Raw genomic sequence first — 12,193 nt, 5'->3', positions numbered from 1 at the left:
CAAAACAGTAGCCGCATTGCCGCATCGATTGGTGCCGCATCGATTGGTGCCACCCACGAAATCATCGATTGGTGCCACCCACCAAAAACAGGCGTGCAGGCGGGATCGTGCTCGCTAGCAAAACAGTAGCCGCATTGCCGCATCGATTGGTGCCGCATCGATTGGTGCCACCCACCACCCATCGATTGGAAAGCATCGATTGGAAAGCATCGATTGGAAAGCATCGATTGGAAAGCATCGATTGGAAAGCATCGATTGGAAAGCATCGATTGGAAAGCATCGATTGGAAAGCATCGATTGGAAAGCATCGATTGGAAAGCATCGATTGGAAAGCATCGATTGGAAAGCATCGATTGGTGCCACCCGCCAAACTCAGCCGTGCAGGCGGGACCGGGCTCGCTAGCAAAACAATAGAGCGGTGGCACTAAAGATGGTGAAGCATTGCCGCATCGATTGGTGCCACCCACGCATCGATTGGCACGCATCGATTGGTGCCACCCACCAAACTCATCCGTGCAGGCGGGACCGGGCTCGCTAGTGCCGCATCGATTGGTGCCATCGGCTGTCTTAGTTCCTGTCAATGGCGAGTGATGGCTCGCCGAGAATTTTTCTTGGTTTTACATCTTTGGCTCTGGTTGATGAGATTCAGCTCAGGGTGTTGGTGATGGGCGCGAGACGCTCGTTCGGGACTCAACGAAATGGGCCGCCCCATTCCGCATCGCCGTCACCTCGGCCTCATCTGCTGGCGCAGGCCAAGGTGACGGCGACGCGAAAGGGGCTCATCAAACATCGTGTTCTAGGAAGGGGGGTGAGTGCCGTCCGATGCGACGCGTATGCATGTGGGACTTTGCCAGGTCGGATCGATGTCAATGGTGCCCCGAGGGCTAGGCCGCAGGATCGAGAGTGGGTTCACGCCAAGGCGTTCCTTCGCGTACCATGACGTTCAGCGTTACCAAGAGCTTTCGCATCACCGCTACGATCGCCACCTTCGGCGGCTTGCCTTTGGCCAGCAGGCGTTGGTAGAACGCTTTCATGATCGAGTTGTGTCGCGTGGCAACCAACGCGGCCATGTAAAGCACTTTGCGGACCAGGGAGCGACCTGCAAACGTGCTACGCTTGCCCTCCTTTTGGCCGCTATCACGGACGATCGGTGCGACGCCAACGAGCTTGGCGATTTGGCCGCGGTTAAGCGAGCCGAGTTCGGGGAGCTCGGCCAGAAACATCGCGACCGTTGCGGTGCCGACACCGGGGCACGAAGAGAGCAGCGCTGATCGCTCTGACATGGGGCCGCTGGCATCGATCACCGAGGCAATTTTTTTCTCAATCCCTACGATTTGTCGCTTATAGAAGTCCAACGCTTCCTGGATCACTTCACGTACTTCCTCGTCACGGGCTTGGGCAAGGCGGTTCCGTTCGGCCGACTGTTGCGAGAGTACTTGATCTCGTCGATGCACGAGTGCTTTGAGCTTGCGTTCTTCGGGAGAAGGTTTTTCACGCAACTTTGGCGTGACGACTTCACCAAAACGGGCGATCATTCTGGCGTCGATCGGATCGTTCTTTTCAATCAGTCCAATTCCTTTGGCGAACGATCGCACCTGCGCGGGGTTGCACACGCTACAGTCGATGTCAGCTTCGTGCAAAGCGTCCACCAGATTACTTTCGTAGCCTCCGGTGGCTTCCATCACCACGATCGTCTTGACACGCTTGCGACGAAGGTGTTTCATCCACGCGTTGATTGCTTCGGGTGTGTTGTCGATCATTTGATGTTCGGTTGATACCGAATCGAAGAGATCGAGTTTGCGGCTTGCAACATCAACTCCAATAAATCTTTTGTAAACTGTGGTCATCGCTTGATCCCTGGATAGTAGTGCGAGCTCACGCTTGTCGGTGGCTCCTTCGGCTGTTCGGGTTTTGAACGAAACGGACCGGCGATCTAGATGGCACACGACATCGAGTGTCTACCCACAACGATCTACCGAGTCCGCGTGCCTGCCGGCAGCAAACCGGCAGGCACTTTTCGAATCATGGCTCACTCGTAAACCCAGCTTGAAAACGAATTCAATCGTGAACCACGAGGTCGAGCCGCCGTTTCCAAGACACTACCCACCAAACTCAGCCGAGCCGATTGGTGCCACCCACCAAACACGGGCGTGCAGGCGGGATCGTGCTCGCTAGCAAAACAGTAGCCGCATTGCCGCATCGATTGGTGCCACCCACGCATCGATTGGCACGCATCGATTGGTGCCACCCACCAAACTCATCCGTGCAGGCGGGACCGGGCTCGCTAGTGCCGCATCGATTGGTGCCACCCACCAAACTCAGCCGAGCCGATTGGTGCCACCCACCAAACACGGGCGTGCAGGCGGGATCGTGCTCGCTAGCAAAACAGTAGCCGCATTGCCGCATCGATTGGTGCCACCCACTATTCTTGGTGCCATCGGCTGTCTTAGTTCCTGTCAATGGCGAGTGATGGCTCGCCGAGAATTTTTCTTGGTTTTACATCTTTGGCTCTGGTTGATGAGATTCAGCTCAGGGTGTTGGTGATGGGCGCGAGACGCTCGTTCGGGACTCAACGAAATGGGCCGCCCCATTCCGCATCGCCGTCACCTCGGCCTCATCTGCTGGCGCAGGCCAAGGTGACGGCGACGCGAAAGGGGCTCATCAAACATCGTGTTCTAGGAAGGGGGGTGAGTGCCGTCCGATGCGACGCGTATGCATGTGGGACTTTGCCAGGTCGGATCGATGTCAATGGTGCCCCGAGGGCTAGGCCGCAGGATCGAGAGTGGGTTCACGCCAAGGCGTTCCTTCGCGTACCATGACGTTCAGCGTTACCAAGAGCTTTCGCATCACCGCTACGATCGCCACCTTCGGCGGCTTGCCTTTGGCCAGCAGGCGTTGGTAGAACGCTTTCATGATCGAGTTGTGTCGCGTGGCAACCAACGCGGCCATGTAAAGCACTTTGCGGACCAGGGAGCGACCTGCAAACGTGCTACGCTTGCCCTCCTTTTGGCCGCTATCACGGACGATCGGTGCGACGCCAACGAGCTTGGCGATTTGGCCGCGGTTAAGCGAGCCGAGTTCGGGGAGCTCGGCCAGAAACATCGCGACCGTTGCGGTGCCGACACCGGGGCACGAAGAGAGCAGCGCTGATCGCTCTGACATGGGGCCGCTGGCATCGATCACCGAGGCAATTTTTTTCTCAATCCCTACGATTTGTCGCTTATAGAAGTCCAACGCTTCCTGGATCACTTCACGTACTTCCTCGTCACGGGCTTGGGCAAGGCGGTTCCGTTCGGCCGACTGTTGCGAGAGTACTTGATCTCGTCGATGCACGAGTGCTTTGAGCTTGCGTTCTTCGGGAGAAGGTTTTTCACGCAACTTTGGCGTGACGACTTCACCAAAACGGGCGATCATTCTGGCGTCGATCGGATCGTTCTTTTCAATCAGTCCAATTCCTTTGGCGAACGATCGCACCTGCGCGGGGTTGCACACGCTACAGTCGATGTCAGCTTCGTGCAAAGCGTCCACCAGATTACTTTCGTAGCCTCCGGTGGCTTCCATCACCACGATCGTCTTGACACGCTTGCGACGAAGGTGTTTCATCCACGCGTTGATTGCTTCGGGTGTGTTGTCGATCATTTGATGTTCGGTTGATACCGAATCGAAGAGATCGAGTTTGCGGCTTGCAACATCAACTCCAATAAATCTTTTGTAAACTGTGGTCATCGCTTGATCCCTGGATAGTAGTGCGAGCTCACGCTTGTCGGTGGCTCCTTCGGCTGTTCGGGTTTTGAACGAAACGGACCGGCGATCTAGATGGCACACGACATCGAGTGTCTACCCACAACGATCTACCGAGTCCGCGTGCCTGCCGGCAGCAAACCGGCAGGCACTTTTCGAATCATGGCTCACTCGTAAACCCAGCTTGAAAACGAATTCAATCGTGAACCACGAGGTCGAGCCGCCGTTTCCAAGACACTACCCACTATTCTCAGCCCATTGGTGCCACCCACCAAACTCAGCCGTGCAGGCGGGACCGCATCGATTGGTGCCACCCACTATTCTCAGCATCGATTGGTGCCACCCACCTTATTGATTCACCCACCTTATTGATTCAAGCCGGGCACATTCTTGTCCGAGAAATCCTGCTGGCCGGTGAAGAATCGCCTTGCGACGCCGCCGAGTCATTGGCGATACAGTCTGCCGGGGCTGAGGAGAGTTGCGCGCCATCACCGACATTTGTGACGACGGGGTTCCCACAGGTCCACCGCCAACGGAGCGAATTGCCGGGGTGTGCGTCGCTGCGACGCGAACATGCCGTCGATCATTTGTTTCGGAAGATCCAATGATTTGTCAGCACAACCCATACAAACAAGGGGAACAAGGGGGGTTGGAGAATCGGATGCATCATCCAAGACACCTTGCGGAATTTGCCGCCCTAAAATTTTTGTCCAATCTGGTCAACGTGCTGCCCCAAAGCGCGGCTCTGAAGTTGGGCAGTGTCGTTGCGCCTGTCGGTTTTCAAATCGGTCGGAATCGACGATTGGCGGCCGAGCAGAGGATCCGCCAGGTCTTCCGCGACCTCTCCGAAGTCGACGCTACACGGATCGCGCGACAATCCTATCGCGATTTGGTATGGCATCTGATCGAGATCTTGCGCACCCCCAAAGTCACGCGAAAATGGGTGGAACAAAACACACTGATCGATCAAGACGATCGTCGACGACTCGACGGTGCGGTGGCGCTCGATCGCGGTTGTATCCTGGCGGTTCCACACTTGGCCAATTGGGATTTGGCCGGCATCGCCCTGGAGCAGCTCGGTTATCCGATGACGTTCATCTACCGCAATCAAAAAAATCCGCTGTTCAATCGTCACCTGAACGCGATGCGCAGACACATCGGCAGCGAAACCATCGAGCGCGACGATCCGATGCTGTTTCGCAAAACGATTCGGTCGCTGCGAAAGGGCAACATCATCGCGATCCTCGTTGACCTGCGTTCCCGTCAAAACGACTTGAAGGTTCCGTTCCTCGGCCATACCGCCGACCTGGCCCGCGGATTAGGGCTGATGGCACATGTCGCCGGATGCCCGGTCCTTCCCGCCTATACAACTCGACCAGCCGGCGGCCGTCTGCAACTGCATTTCAAAGCGTCGATCATGCCGAATCGAAAAATGGACCGCAATGCCGACGCGGAACGCATCATGCGAGCAACGATTCCGCCGTTGGAGGCGGCGATCCGCGCCAATCCGGAACAATACTTTTGGTTCAACAAAAGATGGGTGCTCGAACCAATCGACAATCAATCAGCAGACGGAATCACGGCAGGAAGGGCTTATTGATTCATTGCTGATTTCGAAATTCGGTTGCGGTCGATCCGTCAAGAACACAAGGGGCTCGTGGTTCACCGCAGCACGTGACAGGCCGGAAGCGTTGCCCACCAGGGATCACTCCACCGAATCGACGGCGGATTTGAGTGTTCCGCCGCTGGTCAGCGCGATGGTTTTTTCGCCGATTTTGATCTTCACGCTGTCTGCATCGATCGATTCGACGACTCCACGCACGCTGCCGATTTCAAATTCGTCGCCGACACGCAGCTTCAGCGTCTTGCCGCGCGTTCGGACGTTCATCCAGGCCGTCCAATCTTCGGCACCCTGCACCAATCCGGTCAGATACGTCTGCTTGGCATCATCAAACTCCAACGGCGGCTTTTCAGGCGGCGGCGGTGGAGGCGGATCGACGACCTTGACCAGCAACGTTTCTTCGACGACCCGTTTCGGGTAACCTTGATCGGTGACACGAACCGTCACGTCGAACTCCGTCAGTTCGTCGCTGCTGACACGCAACGTGCCGCTGCGATCGTCAATCGAAACGTTCTCAGGCGGATCGACCAATTCATAGGACAGCCGGTGTTGCTCGGCGTCCTTGAACACCAGCGAAACGGCTTCGCTGCGTCCCTTGGTCACTTCAATTGTGTCGCTGCCGCCGTAGGAAGGCGCCCGGTTGGGCGGCTCGAACAGGTTGCGATTCAAGATCGGATCGCTGTAGGCCAGCGAATCCGGATCCACGCGCCAGGCGTTGGTGTCCGGCGCGTTGGCGTCGACGGGAGCGTTTCTCAGCGAAGCCACTTCGATGGTCATGCTGATCGTGAACCCCGATTCGGTCTTGGACGGTTTGAGATCAAACTCGCGGATCCGATGCAAATAGTCTTTGGATTGGATCTCGTGCATGAACTCAAAAATGTTTTCCACTTCGGCACGCCCCGTCAGCAGAAACGTCATTTGTTGATACAGATCGCCGACGGGACTCGTCCGCCCGCTGTCGATCTTGGCGTCTTGGATGTTGTGGTTTTCCACGACATCAAACAGCCAACTTTGGTAGTCGCTGCGGGCACGCTCGACGTCGCTGGAAACCGACCGCACCAGGTATTCGCCCATCTGGCGGTCGGCCAGTGCACCTTGATTGCGTTGTTCGGAAAGTTGAATCTGTCGTTCTTGAAGCGACTCGTATTGGGTACGCCGCTGTTTGATGGCGGTTTTGTATTTTGTGAATCCCCATTGGCCGAGCCCGAGGACAAACAGTCCGCCGACCAAGATCGCTAATACTCGTTCTCGCTGGTTCATGCTTCGACCTCCGTCACATCGGTCGCGTCATCAGTAGGTGCTTGTTCGGCAGACTCTTCGGCCGGCGTCGATTCGGCCGGCGGTTGTTCATCGGCGGCCTCAGTTTCCGCTTCGGCATCTGTATCCGCTTCCGACTCCGATTCGGCCTCGGCCATCCGCTCGGCCATCCGCTGGTAGCGGGTGTTGCGAACCGTTTCACCGGAGACCATCACCGATTCGGTGAACGTCCAGGCATAGGTGTCTTGGCCTTTTTGTTCTTGCGATCCCTTACCGACGACGCCATGGGTCTCGTCACGCAGTGATTCTTCCAACTCGTCGATCACACTCGGCTCGGTGACGGCACCGACGACGCGAAGCGTGCCTCCGCCGCCGCGAATGCTGGCAGTACCGGAGATATTGCGGACGATCAGCTTGTCGCTCGGCGGTGCTTTTTCGGCCAGTCGTCTGATTTCGTCCAACCAATTGACATCGCTGTCGAGGAACTGGTCGATGGTTTCGGTCCGAGCGATGCTCTGTTGGGCAGCGTCGGCCGACGGCAACAACAGGTTGACTTCGTTGGTCGCGTTGGCGATCTTTCGATCCCACTGGGCGAATTGCCGGTAGATGAAGAAGCCGGCCAGGAACACCGCGGCAATCGGTCCGGCGATCATCAAGATGCGGCGGACGCGATCGGGTTCCTCTTCCGGCTTCTTACGCGGGTTGAGAAAATCGATCAACGTTTCCGGAGCCGTTTCGTCGCTGGCGAGCAGGCCGACCAGTGGGGCGAGCCGGCCGACGTGTTCGGGCAAAGCATCGCGATCCATCTGCAAGTTGACCAGATCGAATGGGTTGACCGCCTGGACGTCCTCGCAGTTGACGGTGCTCTTGATGGCCGCGATGTCACCGGTGTGAACGGCACCGGTCCCCCACACCACGATTCGATCCGGCGTGGACATCTCGCCACAGGCCACCATCGTCCGATGCAACTCGCTGGCGATCGCACCGCTGCGATGCCGGGCCTCGGACGGCAATCGAACGGTACGCACAAAGATCACTTTGCCGTCCCGGGCGATCACGATTTCCGCGTCGTCGGTCAGCAAGTCGATCATGACGCAGATCGGCGGCGTCTTTTGACCTCGCAAGTACAGCGATGCGGCGGTCAACGGACGCAGCACGATGCGTTTGGGCAGCAATTCCGACGTCGAACAGAGTTCGCGGACACGATCCATGTCCCCCGGAGAAACGGCCGCCGCAATCAGCGTGTGGTTTTCATTCGTACGACGGGTCACCAAAAAGTCGACAATGGCGCGCTCGCTGGCCGACGCAAAGCTGCGGATGGCTTGAAATCGCACCATGTCCGGAAGCTCATCATCGGGCACCGGCGGCAATTGCAACTCTCGCAACTCCGCTTTACCGCGACCGATCGTGACGAGCGTTTCCGTCTTCTGCAGGCCTTCGCTGGTGATGTAGGCCCGTAGCTTTTCCGAGACCGATCCGTTTTCAGGAATCGGGATGACCTGTGCATCGGTCACCTGCACCTTGGAACCGTTGCAGTTGGCGACGACGATCCGCAATTCGCGGTCGTCATAGTCGAGGGCTATTCGTTTAGGCATGGTGGTAGTCTAGTTCGATAAGGTCAAAACGCACGGTCAGTCTCGGGGGGCTGGCTGGGAAACGTTACTGGGAGGCGGTTACTGGGAGGCAGCGGGCTCGTCACCGGACACCGCGGCCGTGTTGCGGATTCCGAGCACGGAAACGTCAAACGCCCGACCGAGATGGCTGAGGTCTCGATAGGACACGATTTTGGGGTTCACGGTGGTCGCGTCGATGATCACTTCTTGGCGATGGGCCAAACCGGTCGATTCAAAGTAGCCGACGATCTGGGCCCGATAGACGTCGCCGCCGCCGGTCAACAGCGGCACCAAATTTCTCATTTCCGCCAGCGTCACGATGCCTTCGACCATCAACCAGGTCTCGTAGAACCGGTTCTCGTCGTCGGTTTCCGTCCCGCGGGCCTCCAGAATCATGCCGACTTGTTCCTCGGTCAAAAACGGGATGCCGTACAGCAGTTCCGCGGGGCATTCATTGACATTGATCCGACCGGGCATCGCCGGCGTGTCACCGGTCACCAGTTTGTCCATGATCAACGGCAGGTAGATGCCCGCGGTCAACAGATCAAAGGGGCTGCGGTAGGTCACCGCGTCGTCTCCTCCGCCGACGGTGACCGTGGCGTCGATCAGATCGAGCACCTGGGTGAATTCGACGGAACCGCCGGCCGACAGATCGAAGTTTTCCAGCAGGTCCGCCGTCCAAACGCCGCCGTCGTTGGCCGGTTGGTCATCCGGTGCGGCGTTGGCTGCATCCGGCAGAGCCGCTCCGGCGAGCGACGTCGACGGTGCCCCCGACATGCGGTACGCACAAATGAAACTGGCGTAGACGTCATCGCCGAGCACTTCGGTCAAGTCTTCGTACAGGATTTCCAGATCGTCCGCGTTGATGTTCACCCGAAACGTGCCGTCGCGCTGCTTGTTGGCCTCTTGGCCGTGGATCGTGAAATAGGCCGCCAAGCCGAGTGCGCCGGGCGTGTCGACGGTGACGTTGAAGCGTTGTTGTTCGTCCGGATCGAGGACGCCGTTGCGATTGGTGTCGGCACCGAACAGCAGCGTCGGGGTCATCCCGCTGACCAGCAACAATTCTTCGACGCTGTTGATCGGGCCGTTGGTCGGTTCATAGGGCGTCGGCAAACCGCTGTAATACTCCAGCTCCGCACCATAGGGACGCACTTCGTCGTCGGCGTCCAGCCAGTCCATGATCGAATCGGCGATCTCTTCGGTCATCCCCGGCAAGGCCAACAACAACGCGGTAGCGATACTTTCAGGCAACACATCGGCACTGTCCGGATCCGAGAGCAGACTGAGCGCGGCCATCAAGCCTTCGGAGTTTTCATCCAAGACCGTCAACGTGTTGAGATTCAAGCGAGCCGATTCGTCCTGCAACCCGAAGCGAATGCCGCTGAGCATGCCGTTTTCGTTCAGATCCGGCGCGGGAACGGAAAAGTCGCAGACGTTGGCCGGGTCTTGATCGGAAACCGCGATCGCCTGGAACAGGTTGGGATTGTTGTAGACGCCTCCCATGTCGTCCCGCATCATTCGGGGTTGAGACAAGATCAAACGAATCGCCTCGGCACCGGAATCGGCGGCCACGCGGGCACGGACCAAGTCGCCGGACAGGTACGCGGCGTCGTCGTAGGCGACCATCACTCCGGTGAACGAGTACACCGACAACGTGGCGACGACGACGACCAGCAACACCAGCACCAGGAAAAAACCTCGCCGTCTGCCCGGACGTTGCGTCTTGGTTGTGGTGGGTGAAAACATCACAGGCCGACCCCCGAAAGATCTTCTTCCTCTTCCTCTTCGATGATCTTGGCCATCGACAGTTTGACGACGTGCTGAAACAGCCGTGGTTCCTGCTCGCTCTCGGCGACCAGCGGATCGACCATGACCAATTGGATTTTCACGGCCAGGGGAAGTTCCCCCAGTTCGTCGCTGTTCCATTCGATTTGCCAGGTCACGCCGTCCCAGTAGGAAAACTCGATCCCCGTGACCTCGGGCGCGAGCAATTCACCGGTCTGGCCGAGTGCCGCGAGGTTGCCCGAGGTCGATGCGAAGGTGGTTGCGGAGCGATCCAAGACGCGGCGAACCAACCCGCCGGCGGTCGTCGAGGTCGTCGCGTCCAACTTGGCCAGCGGATCCTCGATCCCGATCGAGTCGGCCGCCTGAACGTAGTAGGTCACGGTTTTCAAATCGCTGGGCAAATCGGCCAGGTTCCCGGGATCGACGTCCATCAACATGGCATACTCTTCTAACCGCGGCAGGCGACTGGTATCGATTTGCAATTGATACTGGTCCCCGATCAAGCCGGGCGTCTGCAACACGGCAACCCCGCTGACCGATGTCACCGGTTCCTCTTCCAGTGCGGGGTCGTCCATGCCGGCAGCCTCGGCGTCGCCGGGATCTCCGGAATCCCCCGAGTTGCCACCGCCGGTGGCCGAAGCGGCGGTGCTGGCGAGCAAGGTTTCCAGCGCGCTGGTGTCCAACGGTTCCGGGTGCAGCGATGCCCGCAAGTCGTCTTCGATCATCTGCATCACGGCCGAGGCCAGCATGGTCCGCCGCATGTCCATGTCATTGGAATCCATGTCGACGGCGTAGAATCGGAACGCCGCGTTGACCAGGGTCATCAGGACGACGGCCATCGACAGCGTCAAGAACAGTTCCAGCAAAGTAAAACCGCGTCGCCGCGGACGGCCCAACCGAGCCGCATTCGTCACGTTCGTCAAGCCCGTTTGAATCATGTGAGAGGCTCCTCACCGCCGTTGGCGATTTCTTCGCGCGCCGCCTCTTCTTCCAACTCGGCTTCTTCCAGCCCCAGCGCCGGGTCGATCACCCAGCGATCGAGTGCAAAGGCGGCGAGTTGTTCGGTGCCGTCGCCGGCGCGGGCCGTGACGGTCACGCGAAGGGAAAGCAATCCATCGAGTTGACCGGGCATGACTTCGACCGTGTAGACGAACGTTTCGGTCGACGCGCTGTCGAACGATTCGGCCGGTGCTTCGACGATCGTCGTCGGTGTTTGGCCCGCCTGGATGTTCAACAACTGTTCGTTCAGTTTGGATTGGCAGATCATCCTGGCGGTCACCAGCGCGCGGGCTTCGCGAGCGGCGCTGACGCCGGTCCCGGCGATTTGCGCCAAAACCGCCAGACTGCTGCCGAGGATGGCCAACGCCAGGATCATTTCCAACAGCGAAAAACCGCCCCGACGGCTTCGCGAGGGTGATTTCGATGAATCCTGTTTCGGTGCTTGCGTGACGGTCATTGATTGGCCCCCACCTCGCTGATCGTGACGTCGCCGGTGATGCCGCGCAGCTTGATCGTGATTTGCCCGTGTTCGGGATGCATCAGCACCACCGCGGCCGTGCTGGTGGTCCCGTCGGGGTAAAACAAGATCGGTTGACTGTATCCTTCGGCTTGGTTGCTCATCGTCGCCTGCTGGATTTCCATCGCCCGGGCCGCCGAAACGACCGACACGCTTTTGACCACCACGTCGTCGGGCAGATCCAATTGGCGGATTTTCGATTCGTCCTGGATCACCGGGACAAATTGAGCCTGCTCGGCACCGGACAACAGAGCCGATTGGGTGCCGGTCTGGTCGATCGCGTTGACCGAGTCGGCCGTGGAGAAATACGGTTGGACGCGGAACTGGCCGGATTCAAGCATGGCGTCGACCATCAAAATCCGACCCTGCCGCATCGAGTCGATGCGGGCCAACATCAATTCTTCGCGGATCTGTTTGGCCCCTCGGACGATCCTTCGATCACCGAGCAACCAGGCGACTTGTGGGATCGCGATCGATGCGAGGACGGAAAGGATCGCCAAGACCAACAGCAACTCCAGCAGCGTGAATCCGCTTTGTCGTTCTGGCGTGCGATGAATCTCAAGTGCGACCATGTCAGGTAACGCGGTGAAGCGTTTATTAGCGGCAGGGCGCGAGCCCTCCGGTGTTTCGGGAACGATGAGCAACCGGAGGGCTTGCGCC

10 protein-coding genes are annotated in these 12,193 nt (G+C 58.5%); 2 read left to right on the top strand and 8 right to left on the bottom strand.

The features are described from left to right. Positions 1 to 134 precede the first annotated feature (134 nt). On the top strand, positions 135 to 428 hold the full coding sequence (locus tag Enr13x_RS16115; protein ID WP_231744331.1) for a hypothetical protein: 294 nt from the start codon (positions 135 to 137) through the stop codon (positions 426 to 428). A gap of 456 nt (positions 429 to 884) precedes the next feature. Here Enr13x_RS16115 and Enr13x_RS16110 read toward each other — a convergent pair whose 3' ends face one another. Together Enr13x_RS16110 and Enr13x_RS16105 are read right to left on the bottom strand one after the other, a co-directional pair. Further along, positions 885 to 1,847 carry an IS110 family RNA-guided transposase gene (locus Enr13x_RS16110; RefSeq protein WP_145387735.1) on the bottom strand — a complete coding sequence of 321 codons (963 nt, stop codon included), beginning with the start codon at positions 1,845 to 1,847 and terminating at the stop codon, positions 885 to 887. Between the two features lie 916 nt (positions 1,848 to 2,763). Continuing rightward, the gene (locus tag Enr13x_RS16105) at positions 2,764 to 3,726 is read right to left on the bottom strand and encodes an IS110 family RNA-guided transposase (RefSeq protein ID WP_145387735.1); all 963 of its coding nucleotides are present in this window, start codon (positions 3,724 to 3,726) and stop codon (positions 2,764 to 2,766) included. A 676-nt stretch (positions 3,727 to 4,402) separates the two neighbouring features. On the opposite strand from Enr13x_RS16105, the gene Enr13x_RS16100 reads away from it, so the two are divergent. After that, the gene (locus Enr13x_RS16100; protein WP_197456064.1) at positions 4,403 to 5,341 is read left to right on the top strand and encodes a lysophospholipid acyltransferase family protein; all 939 of its coding nucleotides are present in this window, start codon (positions 4,403 to 4,405) and stop codon (positions 5,339 to 5,341) included. 105 nt (positions 5,342 to 5,446) lie between these two features. On the opposite strand, the gene Enr13x_RS16095 is transcribed toward Enr13x_RS16100, so the two are convergent. From Enr13x_RS16095 to Enr13x_RS16070, 6 genes are all read right to left on the bottom strand, one after another. After that, the gene (locus tag Enr13x_RS16095) at positions 5,447 to 6,622 is read right to left on the bottom strand and encodes a cadherin repeat domain-containing protein (protein ID WP_145387731.1); all 1,176 of its coding nucleotides are present in this window, start codon (positions 6,620 to 6,622) and stop codon (positions 5,447 to 5,449) included. Further along, complete coding sequence (pilM, locus tag Enr13x_RS16090; protein WP_145387729.1) at positions 6,619 to 8,214, bottom strand: type IV pilus biogenesis protein PilM; 1,596 nt, start codon at positions 8,212 to 8,214, stop codon at positions 6,619 to 6,621. The genes Enr13x_RS16095 and pilM overlap by 4 nt, the downstream gene beginning before the upstream one ends. Positions 8,215 to 8,292: 78 nt before the next feature. Next, positions 8,293 to 9,978, bottom strand: a complete 1,686-nt coding sequence (locus Enr13x_RS16085; RefSeq protein WP_197456063.1) for a type II secretion system minor pseudopilin — start codon at positions 9,976 to 9,978, stop codon at positions 8,293 to 8,295. Next, positions 9,978 to 10,955, bottom strand: a complete 978-nt coding sequence (locus tag Enr13x_RS16080) for a prepilin-type cleavage/methylation domain-containing protein (RefSeq protein WP_145387727.1) — start codon at positions 10,953 to 10,955, stop codon at positions 9,978 to 9,980. Before Enr13x_RS16080 ends, Enr13x_RS16085 begins: the two co-directional genes overlap by 1 nt. Then, positions 10,952 to 11,473 carry a type II secretion system protein gene (locus Enr13x_RS16075; RefSeq protein WP_145387725.1) on the bottom strand — a complete coding sequence of 174 codons (522 nt, stop codon included), beginning with the start codon at positions 11,471 to 11,473 and terminating at the stop codon, positions 10,952 to 10,954. The genes Enr13x_RS16080 and Enr13x_RS16075 overlap by 4 nt, the downstream gene beginning before the upstream one ends. Then, positions 11,470 to 12,105, bottom strand: coding sequence for a prepilin-type N-terminal cleavage/methylation domain-containing protein (locus Enr13x_RS16070; protein WP_145387723.1), 636 nt, complete (start codon positions 12,103 to 12,105; stop codon positions 11,470 to 11,472). The genes Enr13x_RS16075 and Enr13x_RS16070 overlap by 4 nt, the downstream gene beginning before the upstream one ends. Positions 12,106 to 12,193 lie beyond the last annotated feature (88 nt).

It is taken from the genome of Stieleria neptunia, from assembly GCF_007754155.1.
GTDB lineage: Bacteria > Planctomycetota > Planctomycetia > Pirellulales > Pirellulaceae > Stieleria > Stieleria neptunia.
This window is presented reverse-complemented; position numbering and strand designations above follow the sequence as displayed.